The 25,128-nt window shown below is 36.3% G+C and carries 32 protein-coding genes; 23 read left to right on the plus strand and 9 right to left on the minus strand.

The annotated features are described in order from the left end of the window. Nucleotides 1–47 precede the first annotated feature (47 nt). The 3 genes from MRBLBA3_RS01650 (at nt 48) to MRBLBA3_RS01660 (ending at nt 1,861) form a co-directional block, all read left to right on the plus strand. Entirely contained in the window at nt 48–311 is a 264-nt protein-coding gene (locus MRBLBA3_RS01650; protein WP_000727554.1) for a YqkE family protein, read from the plus strand. Between the two features lie 68 nt (nt 312–379). Further along, nucleotides 380–904, plus strand: coding sequence for a GrpB family protein (locus MRBLBA3_RS01655; protein ID WP_001227196.1), 525 nt, complete (start codon nt 380–382; stop codon nt 902–904). 129 nt (nt 905–1,033) lie between these two features. Continuing rightward, nucleotides 1,034–1,861 carry an aldo/keto reductase gene (locus MRBLBA3_RS01660; protein WP_000548010.1) on the plus strand — a complete coding sequence of 276 codons (828 nt, stop codon included), beginning with the start codon at nt 1,034–1,036 and terminating at the stop codon, nt 1,859–1,861. Nucleotides 1,862–1,890: 29 nt separating this feature from the next. Here the strand turns inward: MRBLBA3_RS01660 and lolS are convergent, their stop codons facing one another. Together lolS and mciZ are read right to left on the minus strand one after the other, a co-directional pair. Next, nucleotides 1,891–2,805, minus strand: coding sequence for an aldo/keto reductase (gene lolS / locus MRBLBA3_RS01665; protein ID WP_000747238.1), 915 nt, complete (start codon nt 2,803–2,805; stop codon nt 1,891–1,893). Nucleotides 2,806–2,877: 72 nt separating this feature from the next. Next, on the minus strand, nt 2,878–3,012 hold the full coding sequence (mciZ, locus tag MRBLBA3_RS01670; protein ID WP_044737793.1) for a Z-ring formation inhibitor MciZ: 135 nt from the start codon (nt 3,010–3,012) through the stop codon (nt 2,878–2,880). 74 nt (nt 3,013–3,086) lie between these two features. On the opposite strand from mciZ, the gene MRBLBA3_RS01675 reads away from it, so the two are divergent. Further along, a complete protein-coding gene (locus MRBLBA3_RS01675) occupies nt 3,087–3,626 on the plus strand; it encodes an NUDIX hydrolase (protein WP_363379618.1) in 540 nt (179 codons plus the stop codon). Nucleotides 3,627–3,651: 25 nt separating this feature from the next. Here MRBLBA3_RS01675 and MRBLBA3_RS01680 read toward each other — a convergent pair whose 3' ends face one another. Continuing rightward, nucleotides 3,652–4,203: a GNAT family N-acetyltransferase gene (locus tag MRBLBA3_RS01680; RefSeq protein ID WP_000803499.1), complete on the minus strand. Its 552-nt coding sequence runs from the start codon at nt 4,201–4,203 to the stop codon at nt 3,652–3,654. Nucleotides 4,204–4,329: 126 nt separating this feature from the next. Here MRBLBA3_RS01680 and spoIIM point away from each other — a divergent pair, with 126 nt between their 5' ends. The 9 genes from spoIIM (at nt 4,330) to corA (ending at nt 12,362) form a co-directional block, all read left to right on the plus strand. Then, nucleotides 4,330–4,977 carry a stage II sporulation protein M gene (gene spoIIM, locus MRBLBA3_RS01685; protein WP_000269098.1) on the plus strand — a complete coding sequence of 216 codons (648 nt, stop codon included), beginning with the start codon at nt 4,330–4,332 and terminating at the stop codon, nt 4,975–4,977. Between the two features lie 106 nt (nt 4,978–5,083). Continuing rightward, nucleotides 5,084–5,539, plus strand: coding sequence for a Fur family transcriptional regulator (locus tag MRBLBA3_RS01690; protein ID WP_000392654.1), 456 nt, complete (start codon nt 5,084–5,086; stop codon nt 5,537–5,539). 103 nt (nt 5,540–5,642) lie between these two features. After that, nucleotides 5,643–5,873 (plus strand): YqzK family protein, encoded by a 231-nt coding sequence (locus MRBLBA3_RS01695; RefSeq protein ID WP_001250436.1) that lies wholly within the window; start codon nt 5,643–5,645, stop codon nt 5,871–5,873. A gap of 6 nt (nt 5,874–5,879) precedes the next feature. Continuing rightward, nucleotides 5,880–6,770, plus strand: coding sequence for a site-specific tyrosine recombinase XerD (gene xerD, locus MRBLBA3_RS01700; protein ID WP_363379620.1), 891 nt, complete (start codon nt 5,880–5,882; stop codon nt 6,768–6,770). Between the two features lie 143 nt (nt 6,771–6,913). Next, nucleotides 6,914–7,642 carry a FixH family protein gene (locus MRBLBA3_RS01705; protein WP_363379622.1) on the plus strand — a complete coding sequence of 243 codons (729 nt, stop codon included), beginning with the start codon at nt 6,914–6,916 and terminating at the stop codon, nt 7,640–7,642. Nucleotides 7,643–8,007: 365 nt separating this feature from the next. Beyond that, a complete protein-coding gene (gene deoB, locus MRBLBA3_RS01710; protein WP_001046076.1) occupies nt 8,008–9,192 on the plus strand; it encodes a phosphopentomutase in 1,185 nt (394 codons plus the stop codon). Between the two features lie 12 nt (nt 9,193–9,204). Next, nucleotides 9,205–10,026 carry a purine-nucleoside phosphorylase gene (locus tag MRBLBA3_RS01715; RefSeq protein ID WP_001078440.1) on the plus strand — a complete coding sequence of 274 codons (822 nt, stop codon included), beginning with the start codon at nt 9,205–9,207 and terminating at the stop codon, nt 10,024–10,026. A gap of 7 nt (nt 10,027–10,033) precedes the next feature. Then, nucleotides 10,034–11,338 carry a pyrimidine-nucleoside phosphorylase gene (locus tag MRBLBA3_RS01720; RefSeq protein WP_001243088.1) on the plus strand — a complete coding sequence of 435 codons (1,305 nt, stop codon included), beginning with the start codon at nt 10,034–10,036 and terminating at the stop codon, nt 11,336–11,338. A gap of 61 nt (nt 11,339–11,399) precedes the next feature. Continuing rightward, entirely contained in the window at nt 11,400–12,362 is a 963-nt protein-coding gene (gene corA, locus MRBLBA3_RS01725) for a magnesium/cobalt transporter CorA (RefSeq protein ID WP_002094422.1), read from the plus strand. Between the two features lie 31 nt (nt 12,363–12,393). Here corA and MRBLBA3_RS01730 read toward each other — a convergent pair whose 3' ends face one another. Beyond that, entirely contained in the window at nt 12,394–13,683 is a 1,290-nt protein-coding gene (locus tag MRBLBA3_RS01730; RefSeq protein WP_000676230.1) for an NCS2 family permease, read from the minus strand. A 134-nt stretch (nt 13,684–13,817) separates the two neighbouring features. Continuing rightward, nucleotides 13,818–14,489, minus strand: a complete 672-nt coding sequence (locus tag MRBLBA3_RS01735; protein WP_001190569.1) for an SIMPL domain-containing protein — start codon at nt 14,487–14,489, stop codon at nt 13,818–13,820. Nucleotides 14,490–14,649: 160 nt separating this feature from the next. Between MRBLBA3_RS01735 and MRBLBA3_RS01740 the strand changes: the two genes are divergently transcribed. After that, complete coding sequence (locus MRBLBA3_RS01740) at nt 14,650–15,069, plus strand: MarR family winged helix-turn-helix transcriptional regulator (protein ID WP_001004995.1); 420 nt, start codon at nt 14,650–14,652, stop codon at nt 15,067–15,069. A 100-nt stretch (nt 15,070–15,169) separates the two neighbouring features. Further along, nucleotides 15,170–15,715 (plus strand): hypothetical protein, encoded by a 546-nt coding sequence (locus MRBLBA3_RS01745; RefSeq protein ID WP_044737794.1) that lies wholly within the window; start codon nt 15,170–15,172, stop codon nt 15,713–15,715. A 24-nt stretch (nt 15,716–15,739) separates the two neighbouring features. Here the strand turns inward: MRBLBA3_RS01745 and MRBLBA3_RS01750 are convergent, their stop codons facing one another. Genes MRBLBA3_RS01750 through MRBLBA3_RS01765 form a run of 4 tightly spaced genes read right to left on the minus strand, consistent with a single transcriptional unit; the run spans nt 15,740 to nt 19,134 of the window. Beyond that, nucleotides 15,740–16,804, minus strand: coding sequence for an ABC transporter permease subunit (locus MRBLBA3_RS01750; protein ID WP_212087942.1), 1,065 nt, complete (start codon nt 16,802–16,804; stop codon nt 15,740–15,742). 12 nt (nt 16,805–16,816) lie between these two features. After that, nucleotides 16,817–17,878, minus strand: a complete 1,062-nt coding sequence (locus tag MRBLBA3_RS01755) for an ABC transporter permease (protein ID WP_000468543.1) — start codon at nt 17,876–17,878, stop codon at nt 16,817–16,819. Then, nucleotides 17,868–18,749 carry an ABC transporter ATP-binding protein gene (locus tag MRBLBA3_RS01760; protein WP_097810837.1) on the minus strand — a complete coding sequence of 294 codons (882 nt, stop codon included), beginning with the start codon at nt 18,747–18,749 and terminating at the stop codon, nt 17,868–17,870. The genes MRBLBA3_RS01755 and MRBLBA3_RS01760 overlap by 11 nt, the downstream gene beginning before the upstream one ends. Next, nucleotides 18,715–19,134, minus strand: coding sequence for a GntR family transcriptional regulator (locus tag MRBLBA3_RS01765; RefSeq protein WP_000548047.1), 420 nt, complete (start codon nt 19,132–19,134; stop codon nt 18,715–18,717). The genes MRBLBA3_RS01760 and MRBLBA3_RS01765 overlap by 35 nt, the downstream gene beginning before the upstream one ends. Before the next feature lie 167 nt (nt 19,135–19,301). Between MRBLBA3_RS01765 and dacF the strand changes: the two genes are divergently transcribed. The 8 genes from dacF to spoVAB all read left to right on the plus strand — a co-directional run bounded on the left by dacF (nt 19,302) and on the right by spoVAB (nt 25,128). Beyond that, the gene (dacF, locus tag MRBLBA3_RS01770; RefSeq protein ID WP_000831978.1) at nt 19,302–20,492 is read left to right on the plus strand and encodes a serine-type D-Ala-D-Ala carboxypeptidase DacF; all 1,191 of its coding nucleotides are present in this window, start codon (nt 19,302–19,304) and stop codon (nt 20,490–20,492) included. 165 nt (nt 20,493–20,657) lie between these two features. Continuing rightward, nucleotides 20,658–21,008 carry an anti-sigma F factor antagonist gene (spoIIAA, locus tag MRBLBA3_RS01775; RefSeq protein WP_000059128.1) on the plus strand — a complete coding sequence of 117 codons (351 nt, stop codon included), beginning with the start codon at nt 20,658–20,660 and terminating at the stop codon, nt 21,006–21,008. Further along, nucleotides 21,009–21,449, plus strand: a complete 441-nt coding sequence (gene spoIIAB / locus MRBLBA3_RS01780) for an anti-sigma F factor (RefSeq protein WP_001243400.1) — start codon at nt 21,009–21,011, stop codon at nt 21,447–21,449. A 12-nt stretch (nt 21,450–21,461) separates the two neighbouring features. Beyond that, on the plus strand, nt 21,462–22,220 hold the full coding sequence (gene sigF / locus MRBLBA3_RS01785; RefSeq protein WP_000350730.1) for an RNA polymerase sporulation sigma factor SigF: 759 nt from the start codon (nt 21,462–21,464) through the stop codon (nt 22,218–22,220). A gap of 138 nt (nt 22,221–22,358) precedes the next feature. Beyond that, nucleotides 22,359–23,885 (plus strand): sodium-dependent transporter, encoded by a 1,527-nt coding sequence (locus tag MRBLBA3_RS01790; protein ID WP_044737798.1) that lies wholly within the window; start codon nt 22,359–22,361, stop codon nt 23,883–23,885. Further along, on the plus strand, nt 23,882–23,983 hold the full coding sequence (locus tag MRBLBA3_RS01795) for a methionine/alanine import family NSS transporter small subunit (RefSeq protein WP_002094424.1): 102 nt from the start codon (nt 23,882–23,884) through the stop codon (nt 23,981–23,983). Before MRBLBA3_RS01790 ends, MRBLBA3_RS01795 begins: the two co-directional genes overlap by 4 nt. A gap of 115 nt (nt 23,984–24,098) precedes the next feature. Then, complete coding sequence (locus MRBLBA3_RS01800; RefSeq protein WP_000438373.1) at nt 24,099–24,719, plus strand: stage V sporulation protein AA; 621 nt, start codon at nt 24,099–24,101, stop codon at nt 24,717–24,719. After that, nucleotides 24,712–25,128 carry a stage V sporulation protein SpoVAB gene (gene spoVAB / locus MRBLBA3_RS01805; protein WP_000572940.1) on the plus strand — a complete coding sequence of 139 codons (417 nt, stop codon included), beginning with the start codon at nt 24,712–24,714 and terminating at the stop codon, nt 25,126–25,128. The genes MRBLBA3_RS01800 and spoVAB overlap by 8 nt, the downstream gene beginning before the upstream one ends.

The following is a 25,128-nucleotide window of genomic DNA, read 5'->3' on the forward strand; positions in this document are numbered from 1 at the left end:
TCCCTATGTATCCTCTATAATGGAGAAAAAAGTAAAAGGTGAGCATTATGAAGAAAAAGAAGCAAAGACAAATGCAAAGACAATCTCAAGTGAATCAACCAGAGAAAGAATCGCTTACACTAGGTGATCAATTGAACGATTCACTCATGCAACAATTAAAGAATAAGAAAAAAGAGTTGCAAGTGAGAGAAGAGAAAAAAGAGGCAGCGGAGCAAGAAAGAAAGCGTAAAGAACAAAAAGAACGTGAAAAGAATAAATCATTTGAAGAACTGTTAAGTGAAAGTAACCTTACTTGGAAAGACTTTAAATAATAAAAAATGATCAGTGAAATGCCACTGATCATTTTTTGACGAGTGTGTGTAAGAAAAGGGGTGCTAAAATGAGGAAAATTGTAGTCGTTCCGTATGAAAATCACTGGAGTGAGAAATTTCAAATGGAGGCCGAAAGATTAAAATTGGCGATGCCAGAAACGGTGAAAATCCATCATATTGGTAGTACATCAGTGCCAGGACTGGCAGCTAAACCAATTATAGATATGATTATGGAAGTAGAGAGTATCGACAGAGTAGATCATTGGAATGAACGTTTTGAAAAGCTTGGTTATATCGTAAAAGGGGAAAATGGTATTTCAAGACGTCGTTATTTTATTCATGGGACGGAGGAAAAACGCTCGTATCACTTACACGTGTTTGAAAAAGGAAATCCTGAGATAGTAAGGCATTTAGCATTTCGTGATTATATGATGGTTCATTGTGAAGAAGCAGAGGCGTATGCGACTTTAAAGAAAGAACTAGCTGAAAAATATACATATGATGGCACGTTGTATACAGAAGGGAAAAATGAATTTGTACGTAATGTTGATGAAAAAGCGAAAGAATGGATAGAAAGTAACGTGAACGATTGAGTTCATGTTACTTTCTAAAGGGGTATAAAATTATTATGTAAACTGTACGTATGTTTTGACATTTTGAATGAATCTTGTTGAAATAAAGTTATGGTTTATAAAAATGTAACAATGAAAGGGAGAAAGACTGTGCATATTCCAACAACTACACTTCATAATGGTGTGAAAATGCCGATGATTGGTCTAGGCGTTTATAAAGCGAAAGAAGGCGACGAAGTTAAACAAGCAGTAAAAACAGCGTTAGAAGTTGGATACCGTTCGATTGATACAGCAACTGTATATGAAAATGAAAGCGGTGTCGGAGAAGCAGTTCGTGAATCTGGAATCCCGCGCGAAGACTTGTTTATTACAACAAAAGTTTGGAACGACGATCAAGGGTATGAGGAGACTCTTGAGGCGTTTGAAAAAAGTTTAAAGAAATTACAAATGGATTATGTAGATTTATATTTAATCCATTGGCCGATAAGAGGGAAGTATGTTGATACGTACCGTGCTCTAGAAAAGTTATATGAAGAAGGTAAAGTGCGTGCCATTGGTGTTTCTAATTTTCATAAACATCATTTAGAACTGTTATTACCAAATTGCAAAGTGAAGCCGATGGTAAACCAAGTGGAACTTCATCCAATGTTAGCACAATTTGAATTGCGTGATTTCTGTCAAGGTGAGCAAATTCAAATGGAAGCTTGGAGTCCTTTAATGAGAGGCGGCGAAGTATTCCAGCATCCGATTATTCAAGATATTGCTACCAAATATGAAAAAACACCTGCGCAAGTTATATTAAGATGGGATATTCAGAGCGGGGTAGTGACGATTCCTAAATCTGTTACACCATCTCGCATTAAGGAGAATTTTACTATCTTTGATTTCTCACTAACGGAAGAAGAAATGACTCAAATTAATACGTTAAATCGTAATTTACATGTAGGAACGAATCCTGATAAATATGATACGCTATAAAAAGACGCTACCAGTATGGTAGCGTCTTTTTAACGATGTAAAGCGTAGGTATCACATTTAGCAATTTGCTGAAGTTGTATATATTCTGCTGTTGTTAACTGTGTTTGTTTACTAGCCTGTACATTTTCCTGCAATTGTTGAATAGAGCTTGCACCAGGTATAACAGCTGCAACAGTTTCGTTATGTAAGCAATATTGAATAGCTGTTCCTGTTAAAGAGCTTTCTTGGGTTATTTCTTTTACACTCGCGAGTGTCGTATATAATTCATCGTAAGAATAAGAAAGGTAATCCTTTTCTTTTACTCTTTCTATCTTTCTTGCATTTTTGTCAGTTAGAATTCCTTTTGCAAGTGGTCCACGAGCAATAATGCTAATTTGATGTTCATTGAGAAGTGGGAACCATTCTTCAGGGCGACGATTTAAAAGGCTGTATTCCATTAGTACACTAACGATATTTGAACGTTTGGCATACTCACGGATGACATTTGGACGTATAGAAGAAATACCGTAATGGCGAATGATACCTTCTTTTTTTAATTCTTCAAAGGCTTCAATTGTTTCATCTATCGGATCTTCAATCGTCCCGCCATGCAGTTGATACAAATCAATATAATCTGTTTGAAGTCTACGTAAACTCTCTTTTACTTCGGCCTTTATGTAAGCTTTAGAAGGATCCCAAGACCAGCCGTTTTTTTCTTCTGTCCATCGATTTCCAACCTTTGTTGTAAGGACAATTTGATCTCGTTTTCCTTTCAGAGCTTTGCCGACAAATTCTTCATTTAATCCATAATCGTATAAGTCAGCTGTATCAAAAAAGTTAATTCCTAAATCGATAGCCTCATCGATAATACGCATAGCTTCAGCCTCAGATGTACCGAGAGACATACAGCCAAATCCAACTTCCGTAACATATAAATCTGAGTTTCCTAATTGACGTTTTTTCATAGGTCAACCTCCTTACCTTTATTGTACGCAAGGGAAAAGAGGTTGACAAACGTTTACTTTTTGCCCCACTGATTAAGGTTTCACTTTATTTGCTGTAATCCACTCTTGTACAGTTGTATACTCTTTTCCGTATTGTTTTAGCTTATGACGAATTTGCCACGCTTTGCCGACTAAAGTGACGCGATTTGGTAAAATATAAACTTTCATTTCTATCACGCTCCTTTCAATGTGGTAAAATGTATGAAGAACGATTAGGAAATAGAACAGGGAGATGAAGTAGTATGAGTAATCTTGCAGAAAGAACAGTAAAAACTGAACCGATTTTTGATGGTAGAGTTATAAAAGTTCGTGTTGATGAAGTAGTATTACCAAATGGAGAAATGAGTAAACGTGAAATCGTAAATCACCCTGGGGCAGTTGCTATTATTGCTATTACTGATGAAGGGAAAATTGTACTTGTCGAGCAGTATCGTAAAGCTCTTGAAAAGGCAATTGTAGAAATCCCTGCTGGGAAATTAGAACCTGGAGAAAAGCCAGAAGTAACAGCAGTTCGTGAATTAGAAGAAGAAACAGGATATGTATGTGAAAATATGGAGCTTATTACATCTTTTTATACATCACCTGGTTTTGCAGATGAGATTTTATATGTATATAAGGCGACAGGATTAAAACAACAAGAAAATAAAGCAGCTTTAGATGAAGATGAATTTGTGGAGCTAATGGAAGTGTCATTAGAAGAAGCGAATGATCTTATGAAAGACCTTCGTATTCATGATGCGAAGACGATGTTCGCTGTGCAATATTTACAATTACAAAAATAAAACACTCGCCTTGGCGAGTGTTTTTTTAATTAATTTTTGCATATACACGTGCATCGCGTAAGCTACCATCTGGTGCTAGGAAATCATTTTCCATAGTACCTTCTAAAATGAATTCTAGACGTTCTGCTAAGTTACATGCGTTCACGTTTGTTGCATCAGTACGAATTTCAATCCTTCTAGCACCTAGCTTATCAAAAGCGAATTGAATCGCACCTTTAACAGCTTCTGTCATGTAGCCTTGTTTTGTATAGGCGCTATGTAACCAGAAGTGAAGTGAAAACTTTGGAATGTCCCAGTTTTCAGGCTTAAGAGTAATAGCTCCGATGAATGTACCAGATACTTTATCGTATAAGTGAAAATCAAGTGTTTCACGAAGTAAAAACTGTCCGTGAGCTTCGCGAACAATTTCTTCCGCACTCTCTTCTGTTTCAGCTGTAATTGGCATCCACGGTAATAAATCTTCTAGAGAAGCTTGGATTGCTTCATATACTTCTGTACCGTCACCCGGAAACGGCTTACGTACTTGCAAGCGCTCAGTTTGAAATAACGTTGGAAAATCTAATAATAATGGTTTCAAGAGAAATCCCTCCTATTCTCTACTATTTAGTTTAGCAAAGTAGAGCGGAATTTCAATGTTAATTCGTCATACTTTTTTTCTTTCTTTCATACATTTTTAGTAAGAGTGTGAACGGAGGGAAGGAAAATGTGGCGAAAAACTTGGCAAGACCGTGTAATGTCTCACATACAGGAAAACTCTTCATTATATATATTTAATGCTGTTTTATTATTGATGGGAGTAATATTTGGAGCGATTCTTGTGAATAGTTTACAAATAAATCAAAAGCAAGATTTATCATTTTATTTACAACGTTTTTTTGGACAAGTTTCTAAAGGAGAATTTGCTATCGCGGGCGAAATGTTTCGAGAAAGTTACTTTTCGCAATTAAAATACATCGGCTTTATTTGGATTTTGGGGATTTCGATTATTGGGTTACCACTCATTTTCATCTTATTATTTTTAAAAGGAGTAGTTGTTGGATTTACAGTAGGTTTTTTAGTAAGTCAGCACGGATGGAATGGATTATTGTTAGCGTTTGTGTCTGTATTGCCGCAAAATTTAATTATAATTCCTGTATTTCTCATTATGACAACAATTGCTGCAAGCTTTTCCTTACGCATGATTAGGCATCAGTTTATTAGGAAAATAACCGAGCCACTATTACCATTATTAATTCGTTATACATGCTTCTTTCTAGTGATCGGAGCGGTATTAGCTCTTGCTTCTAGTGTTGAGGCATATGCATCACCAGTTTTAATGAAAGAAGTCGTGGAGGCTATTAACAAACAATAAATACTTTTTGAGAATAATTATCAATTTGTTTTTATTGTTTTTCTTTTGACAGAAGCCCTTCTTCTGATATAATGGTGTAAGAGTGGCGAGGAGGGAGTAGTACCGAATGGAAGAAAGAATTGAACGAATTAAGAAACAATTACATGCAGCGAGCTATAAATTGACACCACAACGTGAAGCAACAGTTCGTGTGCTGCTAGAGAATGAAGAAGATCATTTAAGCGCAGAAGATGTATACCTCCTTGTAAAAGAAAAGTCGCCAGAGATCGGATTAGCAACCGTCTATCGAACTCTAGAGTTATTGTCTGAGTTAAAAGTTGTCGATAAGATTAACTTCGGAGACGGTGTTTCGCGCTATGACTTACGCCAAGAAGGTGCACAGCGTTTCCACCATCATTTAATCTGTACACAATGCGGTGCTGTACAAGAAATACAAGAAGATTTACTTGGTGAAGTGGAGAATAAAGTAGAACGAGACTGGAGCTTTAAGGTGAAAGATCATCGTTTAACATTCCATGGGATTTGTAAAAATTGTCAAGAAAATGAAACGGATGAAAAATAACCTTTTCCTATTTAACTAGGAAGAGGTTTTTTATTTGAATAAGGTATAAATTGGTGAAAGCTTGGCATATGTTGTAATAACTTATATTTTGGAGGAATTTACAATGCGCCGAGCTTTAAAATTAACTTTTGATGGGATGAAAGTATTTTTATTATTTACGAGTTGTACGATTTTGTTTTATTTCGCTATACTATGGATAAATGAAGAATATGAAAGTTACCATCGTTATGAAAAGCCAAAAGAAGAGACTGTAGAAAAAGTATCAGGGAATGAGGAGCCGGCAAAGGATGCTTTCGTAAATAGAATGATGTTTTTCTATGAAAATGGGGAGTAGTGTATATTGGAAGATCAATTAAAAGATTTTATTCATTATATGATTGTTGAAAAAGGGTTAGCGAAAAATACAGTTGTATCTTATGAACGTGATTTGAAAAGCTATGTGAAGTATTTGCAAAATGTAGAACAGACGAAGACATTTCATGAAGTGATGCGCATACACATTGTTAACTTCTTGCAGTATTTAAAAGAAAACGGAAAATCTTCAAAAACATTGGCACGTCATATTGCATCGATTCGTTCGTTTCACCAATTTTTACTTCGTGAACGAGCGGTGGAGCATGACCCATCGGTACATATTGAAACGCCGCAAGGGGAACGGAAATTACCAAAAGTATTATCGATTGACGAAGTAGAAGCATTACTACAGACTCCGAAAGCGGTGAGTGCTTTTGGGATTCGTGATAAGGCAATGTTGGAGTTATTGTATGCAACAGGACTTCGTGTTTCAGAATTAATTGCATTAAATTTAGAAGATGTACACTTAACTATGGGATTTGTCCGCTGCATAGGGAAAGGGAATAAAGAAAGAATTATTCCATTAGGAAGCTTAGCAACGGAAGCAATTCAAAAGTATATTGAAAAAGGAAGAAGAGAACTAATGGGTAAAAAAGCAGTAGATGCACTCTTTTTAAACCATCATGGTAATCGATTATCAAGACAAGGATTTTGGAAAATTTTAAAACGATTAGCGAAAGAAGCGAATATTGAAAAAGAGCTTACACCGCATACTTTGCGCCACTCGTTTGCTACGCATTTATTAGAAAATGGGGCAGACTTACGTGCCGTGCAAGAAATGCTTGGACATGCAGATATTTCAACGACGCAAATTTATACGCACGTTTCAAAAGCTAGATTAAAAGATGTATATAAACAGTTTCACCCGAGAGCATAGCTACTATGCTCTTTTTTCATAGATTAAGAAGAGGAAACTGTTTCACAGAAACTTCACAAATATTTCGTATATTGTTTTCAGCAGAAGACTGGAATATTACAATGTATTTCCTCTATACTAAAGAAAGTATGAAGGAGGAAATGATGATGAAAAAATTTATTATGACGCTATTTATCGCGATGCTAGCATTGGCTGGCTGTAATACAAACAAAGAAGAACCGAAAAAAGAACAGAAACTTGAAGCTATAAAAGTAGCGGTTCAAACGAATCCGAAAGAAATTAAACCTGGTGAAAAAACAGAAGTACAAGCACTTGTTACACAAGGAAAAGAAAAAGTAACGGATGCTGATGATGTAAAGTTTGAGATTTGGAAAGATGGCGACGAGAAACACGAGATGTTAGATGGTAAGCATAAAGGAAAAGGTGTTTATGCAGTAGAGAAAACATTTGAAACTGATGGAGTATATCATATTATTCCTCATACAAATGCGCGTGAAATGCATGTTATGCCAGAAACAAAAGTCGCTGTAGGAAATGCAAAAGTTGAAGATGCGAAAAAAGAAGAAGGTCATGGAGACCATAAAAGTGATACGATGATACACCTTATGGCTGGGGATATTAAAGCGAATGCTGAATCAACAATGAAAGTTCATTTAAAACAAAAAGAAGAAGCGTTAACTGGTGCTGAAGTACAACTTGAAATTTGGAAAGACGGCGTTGAAAAGCATGAATTTATTCCAGCGAAAGAAGGGAATAAAGGAGAGTATGAAAGTAAACATACTTTCAAAGAGAATGGTGCTTACAAAGTGAAAGTTCATGTAAGAAAAGGCGAACTACATGAACATAAAGAAGAAACAGTAGAAGTAAAATAAAAAGCAGCTCTTTAGAGCTGCTTTTTATTTTTATATTAGGAAATATGTTATAAAATAATTAGCACTTCTTCGCAGAATGGATTACAATAGAAGTGTGAATAAAATAAGAAATTCTACGAAAATGTATTAAAAAGAAAGCGTAAACATGTTATGATATCAATATCAGATGTCTGACATCTGACTTAGAAAAAACTAGAAATGTTTTTGAGTCGTTTCAAGTAAAACGAAATAGGTTAGAGAATGATTTAAAGAAGTACTGTTTGACAATGAGAACGAAAGAGAATTCTTATTGAATAACAGTTTCACTTTATAGCGTTTTGAACATACTACAAGAAGTAGAACTGAACTTATAGGAGGTTGCAGTTATGAATAAATATAAACGTATATTCCTAGTCGTAATGGACTCTGTAGGAATCGGTGAAGCACCTGATGCTGAACAATTTGGTGATTTAGGTTCTGACACAATTGGTCACATTGCTGAACATATGAATGGATTACAAATGCCAAACATGGTGAAATTAGGTCTTGGTAACATTCGTGAAATGAAAGGTATCTCAAAAGTAGAGAAGCCACTTGGATATTATACAAAAATGCAAGAGAAATCTACCGGTAAAGATACAATGACAGGTCACTGGGAAATTATGGGCCTTTACATTGATACACCATTCCAAGTATTCCCTGAAGGATTCCCGAAAGAATTACTTGATGAATTAGAAGAAAAAACAGGCCGTAAAATTATCGGTAATAAGCCAGCTTCTGGAACAGAAATTCTTGATGAGCTTGGTCAAGAGCAAATGGAAACAGGCTCTTTAATCGTTTACACTTCTGCTGATAGTGTATTACAAATTGCAGCACACGAAGAAGTAGTGCCACTTGATGAGTTATATAAAATTTGTAAAATTGCCCGTGAACTAACGTTAGATGAGAAGTACATGGTAGGACGTGTTATCGCTCGTCCATTCGTTGGAGAACCAGGGAAATTCACACGTACACCAAATCGTCATGACTATGCATTAAAACCATTTGGTCGCACAGTAATGAATGAATTAAAAGATAGTGACTACGATGTTATTGCTATCGGTAAAATTTCTGATATTTATGATGGCGAAGGGGTAACGGAATCACTTCGTACGAAGTCTAACATGGATGGAATGGATAAGCTTGTAGATACATTAAACATGGACTTTACAGGTCTTAGCTTCTTAAACTTAGTTGACTTTGATGCATTATTCGGTCACCGTCGTGATCCACAAGGATATGGAGAAGCTCTGCAAGAATATGATGCACGTCTTCCAGAAGTATTCGAAAAACTTAAAGAAGATGATTTATTATTAATTACAGCAGACCATGGTAATGATCCAGTACATCCTGGTACTGATCATACACGTGAATATGTACCTTTATTAGCATATAGCCCAAGCATGAAAGAAGGCGGACAAGAATTAGCACTTCGTCAAACATTTGCTGATATTGGTGCAACTGTAGCAGAAAACTTCGGTGTGAAAATGCCAGAATACGGAACAAGCTTCTTAAACGAGCTAAAGAAATAGGGGGATAAACAAATGAATCGTGAACTTATTACAAAATCAGCTTCATACTTAAAAGAGAAATTTCAAGAAACACCACAAGTAGGACTAATCCTTGGATCTGGACTAGGTGTATTAGCAGATGAAATCGAAAATGCGGTAACAGTGCCTTACAGCGAAATTCCTGAATTCCCAGTATCAACTGTAGAAGGACATGCAGGTCAACTAGTATTTGGTACACTTCAAGGTGTACCTGTAGTAGCAATGCAAGGACGTTTCCATTTCTACGAAGGATATGACATGCAAAAAGTAACATTCCCAGTTCGTGTTATGAAAGAGCTAGGTGTAGAAACTGTTGTTGTAACGAACGCAGCTGGTGGTGTAAATACATCATTCGAGCCAGGTGACCTTATGTTAATTTCAGACCACATTAACTTCATGGGTACGAATCCATTAATCGGACCAAATGATTCTGAAATGGGTGTACGTTTCCCTGATATGTCTACATCATATACGCCAGAACTTCGCGAAATGGCGAAACAAGTTGCAGCAGACTTAAACATTAAAGTACAAGAAGGTGTATACGTTGGAATGACAGGTCCTGTATATGAAACACCTGCTGAAATTCGTATGCTTCGTACACTTGGTGGAGATGCAGTTGGTATGTCAACAGTACCTGAAGTAATTGTAGCTCGTCATGCTGGTATGAAAGTACTTGGTATTTCTTGTATTTCAAATATGGCAGCTGGTATTTTAGATCAGCCACTTCACCATGATGAAGTAATTGAAACGACAGAACGTGTTAAAGCAAACTTCTTAGCATTAGTAAAAGCAATCGTAAAACAAATGAAGGGGTGACTTCACAATGAGAATGGTGGACCTAATTGCAAAAAAACGTGATGGACAAGCATTAACGACAGAAGAGATTAACTTTATCGTTGAAGGATACACAAAAGGTGATATTCCTGATTATCAAGTAAGTTCACTTGCAATGGCAATTTTCTTCCAAGATATGAATGATCAAGAACGTGCAGATTTAACGATGGCAATGGTAAATAGCGGTGATACAATTGATTTATCAGCCATTGAAGGGGTAAAAGTAGATAAGCATTCAACAGGTGGTGTTGGTGATACAACGACACTTGTATTAGGTCCATTAGTAGCTGCTTTAGGTGTACCAGTAGCGAAAATGTCTGGACGTGGTTTAGGACATACTGGTGGTACAATTGATAAATTAGAAGCAGTTCCAGGATTCCATGTGGAAATTGAAAATGATGAATTCATGCGTCTTGTAAATGAAAATAAAATTGCTGTTATCGGTCAAAGTGGAAACTTAACACCCGCTGATAAAAAATTGTATGCACTTCGTGATGTAACGGCAACAGTAAACTCAATTCCGCTTATTGCAAGCTCGATTATGAGTAAAAAAATTGCTGCTGGTGCAGATGCAATTGTTCTTGATGTAAAAACTGGAGCAGGAGCATTTATGAAAACGGATGAAGATGCAAAGCGTTTAGCTGAAGCAATGGTACGCATCGGTAATAACGTTGGTCGTAATACGATGGCGGTTATTTCTGATATGAGCCAGCCGCTTGGTGAAGCAATTGGTAACGCATTAGAAGTACAAGAAGCAATTGATACATTACAAGGTAAAGGACCGAAAGATTTAGAAGAGTTATGTTTAACGCTTGGAAGTCAGATGGTGTACCTTGCTGGACAAGCTTCATCTTTAGAAGATGCGCGTGAAAAGTTAATTGAAGTAATGAACAATGGTAAAGCGCTAGAATCATTTAAAACGTTCTTATCAGCGCAAGGCGGCGATGCATCTGTTGTTGATGATCCTTCTAAATTGCCACAAGCACAATTTAAAATTGAAGTGGAAGCGAAAGAAGACGGTTACGTATCGGAAATCGTTGCAGATGAAATCGGAACAGCAGCAATGCTTTTAGGAGCAGGACGTGCAACGAAAGAGTCTGAAATTGATTTAGCAGTTGGTCTAATGCTTCGCAAAAAAGTAGGCGATAGCGTGAAAAAAGGTGACTCTCTTGTTACAATTTACGCAAACCGCGAAAATGTTGAAGATGTAAAAGCGAAAATTTATGAGAACATGAAAATCGCTAAAGACCACGTAGATGCACCAACTTTAGTACACGGTATTGTAACGAAGTAATAAAAAAAAGCCGAGGAGATTTCTCCTTGGCTTTTTTTACTATTTTTTGTTTATAATAATAATGGGTGAAATTATGATTAGAATTTGTGCAATAACGAAAAAAAATGAAGTTTTATATGATGTTTCGCTGGAAGACACGAAAAAAGAAAACATCGTATGGTATTGGCTTGATTTATATAAGCCGACGAAAGAGGAGTATACATATATTTTACAAGATCACTTCAAGTTCCATCCCCTTGCGATTGAAGATTGTGTAGAGTATGTGCAGAGGCCAAAGGTAGATTTTTATGATGGATATAACTTTTTAGTTCTCCATGCATTCGGAGAAGACGGATTAGAACCGCATGAAATCGATTTATTTGTTAGTGATCGATATATAGTTTCTTTCCACTTCTCTCATAATAATGCGATTGAAAGAGTATGGAAAACGCTCGGTGAGAAAAAACGTATTAAGAAGAGTCCTTTACATGTAGCACATACAATTATTGACCAAATTGTAGATGATTATTTCGCACCTGTTTATTACATTGAAGACCATTTAAATGCAATTGATGATAATTTAACGGGTGAGACAGCAGGAAGCGTGCTAGAAGAAGTATTTGATATTCGTGCAGATTTATCTAAGTTAAGGCGTACGATTATTCCGATGCGTGATTTATTGTATCGTATTTTAAATTCAACTCGTTTTTACGGTATAAGCGATCATGAAATTTACTTTAAAGATATACATGATCATTTGCTTAAACTGACTGAGATGATTGAAGCAAGCCGTGAATTAACAGCAGATATTCGAGATAGTTATTTTTCATTGAATTCCCACCATATGAACAATATTATGAAAACATTAACTGTTTTCTCAACTATTTTCATGCCGTTAACATTTATTGCAGGGGTATACGGCATGAACTTTTCGCATATGCCAGAGCTTGGCGGGAAGTATAGTTACTTTATTTGTCTATTAATTATGGCGTTAATTGGCGGGGGCATGATGGCATGGTTTTATAAAAAAGGTTGGTTTAAGTAAAAAACACCGAGGATTTCCTCGGTGTTTTTTACTAGCCAATAGCGTGTAATACGAACATGGCTAAGAATAAGCATGTAATGATATACATGGACGGTGCGACTTCTTTACGCTTTCCAAGAGCAACTTTCAAGATAGGATAAGCAATAAATCCGAACGCAATGCCATCAGCGATACTATATGTGAGCGGAATCATAACGATAATTAAAAACGCTGGAAATCCTTCTGAAAAGTCGTTCAGAGGAATTTGTTGAATGCTTGTAATCATCAGGCCGCCAATAATAATTAAGATTGGTGCAATGGCACTATCAGGAATTAGTTTGACAAACGGAAGCGCAAACAGTGACGCGAAGAATAACAACCCTGTAACGATAGACGTCAGACCTGTTTTTCCGCCTGCAGTAATACCTGCGGCACTCTCTACTGTTGAAACGGTAGGGCTTGTGCCAAATAGACCACATGTCATTGCTGAAATTGCATTTGCTTGGTAAGCACGTGGGAATTTACGGTCATCTTCTAATAAACCGTGCAGTAGTCCCATGTTCTCAAAAATAAGCACCATGCTTAAGGAGAATGTTGCAATCCAAAATGGTAAGGAAGAAAGTTTCCCGAATGACATAGCTCCAAACACATCGCCGTAATTAGCGAATGAAAATGAACTATTTCCCACTTGACTCGTATCAACAAGGCCAAATAGCCATGCAATACCAGTTCCAATTGCAATCGTCCATAAAAAGTTTCCACGTACGTTACGCACAAATAGCACAAGTGCCACAATAAGAGTAAGTAGTGTTGCAAGAACGACAGGACTACTTAATTTCCCCATTGCAACAGCAGTATTAGGATGCGAAACGACTAAACCACCTTTTTGCAAGCCGATGAAAGCTAAAAATAACCCGATACCGACAGTGATAGCTTCCTTTAATGACTTTGGAATCGATACCGAAAGCACGCGAGCAATCGGTGTAAAAGCAGCAATTGCAAAAATAATACCGGCGATAAAAACAGCTGCTAATGCTTCTTGCCAAGCTAGACCGAGCGTGTGCACAGCAGTGTACGTGAAGAATGCATTTACACCCATACCTGGGACAAGAATAGCAGGTGCATTTGCCCAAAATGCCATAAGTAGACATCCGACAAATGAACTAAAAACGGTTGCTAAAATTCCAGCTTCAAGCGGAATGCCGGCATCTGATAAGATTGACGCATTTACAATCATAATATAAACAATTGTGAAAAATGACGTAACTCCAGCTAAAACTTCTTGTTTTGGTGATGTTTGGTGTAAGTCTAATTTAAATGTTCTTTCAAGTATTCCTTTCATGTTAAACCTTCTTTTTCATATCCCTCTCCCACCCGTGATATCTCTTATATAAGAGCTCACCGTCCTTTATTATATCAGAACATCATGTTTTTACAACAACGAAAATGATAACGTTTACTTATAAACGAAATTATTTATAAATACGTAAAAATGGCTCGTATGGTTGAAATGATTTCTAGTTCTCCAGATTGAATGGGCGGGGCTGCTTGCGCATGTAAAGTAGCATAGGATGCAACCTCCCGTGGTAATTGGGCAGATTCTTCAACGAGTGAGAGGGGAACAGGATTAATGTTTAAATTGTATGTACTCGCAATAGCGCGAGCTTTTTCTACTGCTTGGTGTAGAGCCTGAATGAGAGCTTGCTCATAATATTTATTTGGATGAGATATTCGAAAACGTAACCCTTTTGCAACGTTTGCACCATTCGAAACGGCTATATCATATACTTCCCCTGCTTTTTGCACATTTAAAACGGTAATTTCATACAAATGCTCCACACGGTAGCCTTGCAGTAAAGCTTTATCATTTACATATTCGTACTGAGGGGTAATCGTATAGGAAATGGTTTCTATATCTTTATCGGCAATACCTAGCTGTTTGAGTGCATCAAGCAATTGTTTCGATTGCACTGCATTTTCTTCTTGCGCTTGTTTTACATTTTTACTATCTGTTCGAATGCCTAGTGTTAATATAACAACATTTGGTTTGGCTTTTATAATGCCTTCTCCTTGTACAGTAATAGTAGCTTCTTTACCAGTATTTGTCGTACGGATATTATGTAAATACGGATTCATTCCACTTTGCATTTATGCTCACCATCCTTTTTTACATGTATATGTGTGAACAAAAAAGAAAATCGTATGAAAAAAGTTACATAAATGAGAATGTTAAGGGAAGAAAGCATATACAACATAGGTATTTATAGATTATAATATGTGTAAATATGATAAAAAAGGGACGAGGCTAGTGAACGAAAATAGAGAAACACTGATTTTAGATTTATCTGCATCATTTCGAAAGATGATACGTTTATTACAAAATGATATTAATACACGTTTTTCAGAGCATATGCCATATAATGAATTCTCTGTATTACGTGCGTTATTTTTGAAAAGTCCACAGATGGCTTCGCAAATTGCGAGTGAAGTAAACGTAACCTCCAGTCATATTACAGCTGTAACAGATCGTCTCGTGCGAAAAGGGTTTGTTGAAAGAAAGAGATCAAATTCAGACCGTCGTATCGTATACTTAGAAATTACAGAAAACGGACGAGAAGTAACTGAAAAACTTGAAGCTGTGCGTAAAGAATATTATAAAGAGAGATTTAAAGGTTGGAGCGACCAAGAGATAGAAATGGTTTTAGAACTATTTGGCCGCGTCTTATAATAAATGAGGATAGGAAGCGAGAGCTTTCCTATCCTTTTTCTTTTGAATAAAAATATTTTGAAACTCCGATACTTTAATTAAAAAGATCGGAGGAAAGATTATGAAATATATTGCGGCACTTACCGTTTTACTTGGAAGCTTTTTCTGCTTTCATACGTTCATGTACGCCGATACCCCTATTCAAGTGGTGCAAAAAGAAGTGAAGTACATTGAAAACGATAATACGGTCCTGTATTCGAAATTATGGGTTCGTTCTATGCAAAACGCAGTATTATTTCATCATAGCGATAATGTTCGTAATCAGGACACTTTGCGTAATGTAACAAGTTCATCGCTCGTTAAAGCGAAGCAATTACCATTTAAGAAAGCATCAATGTACATTCCAAGATTATCGCAATACGTATCAAAAGCAGGGAAAGAAAATATTCAAGTGCATTACATTGCGGTGCACTATAATGTAAAAAAAGAAAATGCGTATCAATTAAATGGCATGAACTATTTTTTGCAAGTATTTGTGAAAGAGCGCGGCGAATGGAAAATTGCTGAAAGTGTAGTCGCGCCGACAGAGCAAATTGTGCAAAATGGTGATGGATTTGGGATGAAAGAAGAGATGGTGTATGGAGATAGGAGAGAGAATGTGAAATAACCTCCTCTTAGTGAGGAGGTTATTTTATTTGAAATTCCAAGAGACCTTCAATCTCAATATTTTAGATAGAAGAAAATAGCTAATTATGCTTGTTCCGAATAAACCAACGTAAAAATTAAGCAACGAATGGGTCCCACCAATTATTAAACCGCCGCTAATTCCAATACAGAAAATAGCGCAGACCATAAATGTTTTTTGAAGCTTTGGATATAGTAAGAAACTACCATTCCGCTCATTGGCTGAACGAACATATAAATATATACCGAGTGGTAATAGAATAATTATATTTACAATAGGTCCAATCAATGTTTTTACTGAAGGGATTTCTGTAAAGTTTGGTTCATTATGACGCACTCCATCTTTATCGGTATAAGCATTTTGTGGATCATAATCAAATCTAATATGAAAATTTTCTGCTGGACCCGAAATGCGTATGTTTTCCATAACACGATGAATATTGCCATTGCCCTCATGAAAGTCAGTATTCGAGTGAACAGCGATGACCGCTGAGATAAGGGATGGAAATAACAATGGAAACATGAATATAGCTGCAGTAAGAAGTCCCTGCGAGAGAATATTCCCAGTAATTGTTCCTATACATAATGCGAGCGTATAAATAGCGATTAACACAATTAACATGTATAGAAAATAAGTATGAAATGGTGAAAATATTTGATATTTATTATGAAAAGTTGTTTTTTTCATAATGGCGAATAGTCCCCAGTTTAATACGATGATTGCTGTAATGTTGCAGATCCCAAACAACCACTTTGTTATATAGATGTGTGAACGTTTAAATGGCATAGACCATAGCAAGTCACTAGAGTTATTTTGTCTTTCCCAACCAATTAATGTACAAGCTAGAACGATAAGTACACCACCTAACAGTAGGGCAGGGTCTATAAGTGTTAAATCAAAGTGGTAGTGATATACATAGTTCCACTTTTTAATGTCATTTAGAAAGTATAGCTGTTGAATAGAAGCCATATAGTATTTATAGGATAAAGTATAGAAGCTAACGAACCAAAATAACCACACAACATATTTACTTTGTTGATATGTTCTTAGCCATAGTGCTTTTTGAAACATAGGCCCCCTCCTTTAAAAAACTTTATAATTTGTTAGACGTGATAGTACAAAATAAGTAATGATTCCAGCGAGAAGCAAACTGATATAGTAGTTAAGTAAAAAATTAAATTGATTTATTTTATAGCCACCTAGTAATGCAAAATAAATGGTTGTCCCCCATACCCATATTCGTAAATGCTTTTGGAAAATAAATATCTTTTGAGTGTTTTCATTTGGTGATCGTGTGTATAAATATGTGCCAAGTAGTAAATAGAACATCGTATAGAAAATAGGAACTAGCACTGACTTAGCTGAATAATACGTATGATTTGCCGGATCTCTTAAAGTGGTTGGATCGTTTTCTTTCTTACGTGATTTTGGATCATAGTGGTAACGAATCGCATAATTATATATTGGTGCAACTATATTTGTTTTTTGATTGATTTCATGAAGTTGTTCATACAAGTTGTTATTTCTAGTATCTGTAGCATGTAAATGGTTTATTGTAAAAGTGTACACTAATGGAATAAATGTAAGCCCCATTAGAAGCCACGGAATACAAAAAACGACTTGCGAAACAACGCTTCCAGTAAAAGTACCGATACATAATGCAGCCGTATATACTGCAATATAAGAGACAATTGCATAAAGAAAGTATCGATGAAATGGTCCGAATGATTGATAATCAAAATGAATTGTTGTTCTATAAATAACATACATAAGGATCCAATTTATAAGTAATGAACCTACAATACAAAATGAACCCAAAGCCCATTTTGATAAAAAAACATCTTTTCTTTTAAATGGCATCGTCATAAGTAAAGTATTAGACTGGTTACTACGTTCCCATCCCATCAATAAACAAGCTAAAGCAATGATAAGAACAGTTAACCAAAGGCTATTACTTTCCCCAAATCCAAAATAATAGAAATAATAGTACGTTCCCTTTTCTTGCAAATCGTGATATTCAGCAAGTTGTCGATCGGCTGCTTTATAGTATCCGAAAGATAAAAGATAAAGTGAACTAAAGAAAAAGAGTAACACAGCATATTTTCCGCGCTTCCAATTCCACATCCACAGCGCCTTATGAAACATACTCATCCCCCTCAAGTGTCGTAACGAAGACATCTTCAAGTGACATTGTTAGTTCTTCAATGAGTATAGGTTGCTCTTTATAAAACTTCTCCAGTGTTGTAGCCACATTTCCCTCAATTAAGATTGTATATACTTTTCCTGTTTGGTTTAATATTTTAATATTACTTAAGTTTTCTAGTTTTTGAGGTAGTGATCGTTCGTAAGCTACTTGTATTTTGGCAAATCGTGATTTTGCATCATCTAGTGACGTAATAGAAGATATGGTATGGCCTTTTAATATAATGATTGTATCGGCAATTTGTTCAACTTCATCTAAGTGATGAGTTGAGATGAAAATGGTAATCTCTTTTTCTGCAACTTCTCCAACGAGAAACTGGAGGATTTGCCTTTTAACGATAGGATCCAACCCGTTTGTCGGTTCATCTAAAATGATATATTCTGCTTTTGCAGCAACGGCTAAAATGATCGCAAGCAGTGCTTTCATTCCTTTTGAATAACTACGAATTCGCTTGTTTGGTAAATTGAACCGCTCTAATAATTCGTAGAAATACTGTTCATCAAATGCTGTATAAACAGCTTTATAAAACTTTACAATTTCTTTCACTGTATATCCGTTCAGTATGTTAGTAGAATCCGGAACATATACGATTTTTTGCTTCATTTCAGGATGCTTATGAATATCCGTATCCTCATATGTAACAGTTCCTGCATCAGGGTCTAAAATGCCGACCATCGTTCGTAATAAAGTCGTTTTCCCCGCACCGTTTCTTCCGAGTAATCCGACGATACTACCTTTTTGTAATGTGAAAGAAACATCGTCTAAAATCGTTTGATTATCAATTGTTTTCTTCAGGTTTGTCACTTTCAGCATCTGTATTTCCTCCAATCTCTTTGTAGTATGAATCTATCCAATCGTGAATTTTATCTTTCGTAACCCCGAGATAAGAGGCTTCTAATAGTAATTGATGAAACTGTTTTTCAACCATAGCGATTTTCCTTTCGTCTAATGTTGGGGTAATCGATTGGGATACAAATGTTCCTTTTCCTCGCAATGTTTCAATAATCCCTTGGCGTTCTAACTCTTGGTACGCTTTACTAACTGTATTTGGATTTATAACGAGTAAAGAAGCGAGCTCGCGCACAGAAGGAAGCTTATCACTTGGAGCTAATATGTTTTTTAATACGAGTTCTTTTATACTTTGAACAATTTGTTCCCATATCGGAGTGTTGCTTCTTGGATCAAGTTGAATATGCAAGAGCAATGTCTCCTTCCTGTTATGTATTAGGTGTACTAATGTGTGTAATACACTTAATACAATATAGGCGATAAATGTATTTGTCAACTGAAAAATGATAGAAAAATATGGTATTAAAAAATGAAAAATTGGAAAAAATAGGTTTGATATAGAATGGAGGGTTAGTCATGAAGCGAGTTTTTGGAATACTTGTTTGTTTCATGTTATTTCTTTCTGGTACTTCAGTTAGTTTTGCGCAATCTGAGAAAACGAAGCAGGAGAAAACAGAAGAAACCACGCCGAAGTTAGCGGAACAAGCGTCGTCAGCAATCGTAATTGAGCAAGATACAGGTAAAGTTTTATTTGATAAAAATCCGAATGAAAAGTTACCACCTGCCAGTATGACGAAGATTATGACAATGCTATTAATTATGGAACAAGTTGAAAAAGGAAAACTAAAACTGACCGATAAAGTTAGAGCAAGTGAACACGCAGCTTCAATGGGTGGATCACAAATCTTTTTAGAACCTGGGGAAGAGATGACCGTAAATGAAATGCTAAAGGGCATTGCCATTGCATCTGGAAATGATGCATCTGTTGCAGTAGCTGAGCATATCGCTGGTTCAGAAGAAGGATTCGTAAATATGATGAACAAAAAAGCGAAAGATTTAGGACTGAAAAATACACATTTTCAAAACCCAACAGGTCTCCCGGCCAAAGATCATTATTCTACAGCAAATGATATGGCTATAATGGCGAGAGAATTGATGAAGTATCCACTTATTCGCAAATACACAGGTAAATATGAAGACTATTTACGTGAAGATACGGATAAGAGGTTTTGGCTTGTTAATACGAATAAGTTAGTACGTTTTTATCCTGGAGTAGATGGTGTGAAAACGGGCTTTACGACAGAAGCGAAATATTGTTTAACTGCATCAGCTGAAAAGAATGGAATGCGTGTCATTTCAGTTGTTATGGGAGCACCTACATCAAAAGAGCGGAACAATCAAGTAACGAAGCTTCTTGATTATGCATTTGGACAATATATGACAAAGAAATTGTATACACGTGGTGAAAAAATTAAGACTGTACAAGTAGGAAAAGGGAAAGAAGAAAAAGTAGATTTAGTTGCGTCAGATAACGTATCTCTTCTTATGAAGAAGGGCGAAAATATGGACAAAGTAAAACAAGAAGTAATTGCTGAAAAGAAAGTGAAGGCACCGATTAAAAAGGGTGACGCACTTGGCACACTTGTCATTAAAAAAGATAAAGAGGTTTTATTAAAACAAACCATTGTAGCGAAAGAAGATGTTGCTGCAGCGAGTTGGTGGGAGTTATTTAAAAGAAGCTTTGGGATGTTTTCAACATCAAAATAGCGGCAAAAATTTTGCCGCTTTTCTGTTCATATTTACTGGAATAATTGCTGAACGGTTTCACATTATGACGAAATAGTTCTTCTTTTGTCAGTAGGAAGGATTCTTATTTTATATCACGAAAATCTTATGTTAAAGAGTAAAGTTTGAGCATAAGGAGGAAATCGTGTGAGTCTTTCCATGCATTTAGAAGTAAAACGTGACGTCTTATGTGTGAGGCTGGAGGGTGAATTAGATCATCATACCGCTGAAGAGTTGCGAACGAAAGTAACAGATATGATTGAGACACATGGTGTTCATCATATTGTTTTGAGCCTAGAGAACTTATCATTTATGGATAGTTCTGGTTTAGGTGTTATATTAGGCCGATATAAACATGTAAAAGGATTAGGTGGAGAGATGGTTGTTTGTGCAATTTCACCGCCTGTTAAACGTTTATTTGAAATGTCAGGTCTATTCAAAATTGTTCGTTTAGAAGAAAGTGAAGCGCATGCGCTCGCGACGTTGGGGGTGGCATAGATGAGAAATGAAATGAACCTTCAATTTTCAGCGTTAAGTCAGAATGAATCATTTGCTCGTGTTACGGTAGCTGCTTTTATTGCGCAATTAGACCCGACGATGGAAGAACTAACAGAGATTAAAACAGTTGTGTCAGAAGCGGTTACAAATGCAATTATTCATGGGTATGAAGGAAATGCAGAAGGTGTTGTTTATATTTCAGTGATTTTGGAAGAAGCGATGGTGAAACTCACGATTCGAGATGAAGGGATTGGTATCTTTAACTTAGATGAAGCAAGACAACCCCTTTTTACAACTAAACCTGAATTAGAGCGTTCCGGAATGGGATTTACTATCATGGAAAACTTTATGGATGAAGTAGAAGTTATTTCAAACGAATCTTTCGGGACAACAATCCATTTGACAAAATACTTATCAAATAGTAACGCTCTATGCAATTAAGGAGAATAGCCAATGGACATAGAGGTCAAAAATGAGAAGAAGAAACCTCAGTTAAAGGACCACGAGCTAAAAGCGTTAATTCAAAAGAGTCAAGATGGAGATCAACAAGCGAGAGACACAATCGTTCAAAGTAATATGCGTCTCGTATGGTCGGTTGTGCAGCGATTTCTTAATCGAGGATATGAACCAGACGATTTATTTCAAATTGGATGTATTGGACTCTTAAAATCGGTAGATAAATTTGATTTATCTTTCGACGTGAAATTTTCAACATATGCAGTTCCAATGATTATCGGTGAAATACAGCGATTTTTACGTGACGATGGATCAGTGAAAGTAAGTAGATCTTTAAAAGAAACAGGAAACAAAGTCCGAAAGATGAGAGACGAGCTTTCGAAGGAATTTGGAAGGGCTCCAACGATTAATGAGGTAGCAGAGGCTCTTGAACTAACGCCGGAAGAAGTTGTTCTGGCGCAAGAAGCGAGTCGTGCTCCTTCATCAATACATGAAACTGTGTATGAAAATGATGGAGATCCAATTACTATTTTAGATCAAATTGCAGATCAATCGGAAACGAAATGGTTTGATAAAATTGCTTTAAAAGAAGCAATTAGAGAATTGGATGAACGAGAACGGCTAATTGTGTATTTGCGCTATTATAAAGACCAAACCCAATCAGAAGTAGCGGAGCGCATAGGCATTTCGCAAGTACAAGTTTCCAGACTGGAAAAGAAAATATTGAAACAGATGAAAGATCGAATAGATGAATAGCTATCTATTCGATTTTTTTTATTGTAATGAAAAGGAGAAGATTCCAACTATTGTTAAAAAGTTTACAGAATTTATTGATAATTTAGTTAATTTAAAATATAATCCAAGTATGAACTTGTCACAAAGGGGGAAGGAAACATGGAAACGAGGCAACAATGGGGAACGAGGGCTGGATTTATTTTCGCAGCGGTCGGCTCTGCCGTTGGATTAGGAAACATATGGCGTTTTCCTTATACAGCGTATGAAAACGGAGGAGGCGCATTCTTTTTACCGTACTTATTCGCATTATTAACAACTGGTATTTCATTATTAGCATTCGAGTTTGCTCTTGGGCATCGTCATCGTGGTTCGGCACCACTTACATTCTTCCGTATTCATCCACGTGCTGAATTTATTGGATGGTGGCAAATGTGTGTAACATTTATCGTTTCAACATATTATGCAGTAATTATTGCTTGGTCTATTTCGTATACGTACTTTGCGATTACTGGAGCATGGGGGAAAGACACGCAATCATTTTTATTTAAAGAATATTTACATGTTGCAGATAAGCCAGGACAGTTTGGGGGGCTTGTGCCGGAAGTATTAATTCCGTTAGCTCTCGTTTGGATTATTGTGCTTGGTGTTGCGTTTAAAGGAGTTAAAAAAGGAATCGAAGTTGTTAACCGTATTTTTATTCCTTTACTAGTTGTTATGTTCCTTATTATCGTTGTTCGTGCAGTGACGATGGAAGGTGCGATGCAGGGGTTAGATGCATTTTTCAAACCAGATTGGAGTCGTATTTTTGATGGGAAAGTATGGCTTGCTGCTTACGGTCAAATTTTCTTTAGTTTATCTTTAGCATTCGGAATTATGATTACGTATTCTAGTTATTTACCGAAAAACTCAGATACAACAAACAATGCTTTTATTACAGGATTTGCAAATTCAGGATTTGAATTATTGGCAGGTATTGGTGTATTTGCAGCTCTTGGATTTATGGCGAATAACATGGGGGTACCGGTTGATAAAGTAGCTAGTGCTGGTGTGGGACTTGCGTTCGTAGTATTCCCGCAAATTATTAATGAACTACCGATGTCACCGTTATTTGGAGTATTATTTTTCTTATCTTTAACCGTTGCTGGAATTACATCACTCATTTCACTTGCGGAAGTATGCTTTGCTGCTGTATCTGAAAAATTCAGCTTGAGTCGTCCAAAGACGATTGGAATTATGGGAACACTTCTCGTGTTAGTTTCTCTTGTTTTTGCAACGCGTGGTGGACTTATGTTCCTAGATGTTGTTGATTACTTCGCTAACAATTTTGGATTGATTACAATTGCACTCGCTGAAGTAGTTACAATAGGACTAATCTTACGCCGTTTACCAGTTTATCAAAACCATGCAAACTTTGTATCTGATATAAAGCTAGGAACGTTTTGGAGAGTGAGTTTACTCGTTATTACTCCACTTATGTTAGGGTATATGTTAATTGATGGTACAATCCAAAACATTAAAAAGAACTACGGAGATTATCCGACAGAGTTTGTTGTAACGTATGGTTGGTCGATAGCGGCAGCATTCCTTCTAGTTGCGTTAGTTATTGGTCTGAAAAAATGGAATGCACAAATACATTCAGACTCTGCCCAGCTTGAAAAAGAATGGAAGGATCGAGGTGTTTCATGATGAGCGGATCAGCAATTATGATGATGGTTATAGGTATGGTAGTCATTTGGGGAGGGCTCGCATTAAGCATTGCAAATTTATTTAAGAAAAAGGCTTAGCAGAAAAACATCTGTACCAAAACGGTACAGATGTTTTTTTATGAAAAAATTGTATTAGAAAAAATTCCAATAACCATACTACAACTACGAGGAAGAGTGAAGGGGTGAATGGAAATTGGAACAAACGATTTATATTAAAATGCGCAATCGATTAAAAGTGTCTCCTACGTATGAAGTAAAACTGAGCGATGTAGCTCAACTTGCTGGAGATTCTTTGGTAGTTGAGTCGTTACAAAATGAGATAATTTACAAAATAACAGCGCATGATAAAACACATGTTGTAATTGATGTTATGAAAGTGATTGAGATTGTTCAACAAAAAGCGGCTCACTTACAAATTAATTTACTTGGTTCTGGACAAACCCTTGTTGAAATTATATATGAAAAAAAGAAAGTGCATCCGGTTTTCTTCGGACTTGTATGGTTGTTACTCTTCATTGGAGCAGCACTTGCAATTATTTATTTTCATGAAGATGTAAGTATGCAACAAGTACACCAACGGTTATATTACATGATTACTGGAGAATTTAAGGCGCAACCACTTTTATTTCAAATTCCTTATTCATTGGGTCTTGGAGTAGGTATGGTTTTATTTTTTAATCATGTATTTCAAAAGCGAATTAATGAAGAGCCGAGCCCGTTGGAAGTTGAGATGTTTCAATATCAACAGTCGCTTGATCAATATGTAATTGTTCATGAAAACAAGGATAATATGAAACAGCTTACCGATGATTGAGTCTGGATTCGTGATTTTAATTGGTTTAGCTGGAGGGATTGCTGTAGGTAGCGGATATGTTGCGTTTTTAGCTGTACTTGGTATAATCCCTCGTTTAGCTCAATTAACGAGAAGTGGAAAGCATATTCAATATTTTGAGTGGGCAGTTATTGCGGGTACTTTAACAGGGGCTTGGTGTAGTTTAAAGAACATTACATTTCAAACGTCGCAGTATTGGCTCGTAATATTAGGGTTATTTTGTGGCACATTCATTGGAATGCTAGCTGCGGCGTTAACGGAAGTGTTAAACGTTTTACCTATTTTAGCGAAACGGGTAGGGGTAGAGGGGAAAATTATTATTTTACTTGTTGCTCTTGTACTTGGAAAAGTAATAGGCTCATTGTTTCACTGGATTTATTTCGTAAAGTAG

It is taken from the genome of Bacillus sp. LBA3-1-1.1, from assembly GCF_040676495.1.
Lineage (GTDB): Bacteria > Bacillota > Bacilli > Bacillales > Bacillaceae_G > Bacillus_A > Bacillus_A nitratireducens.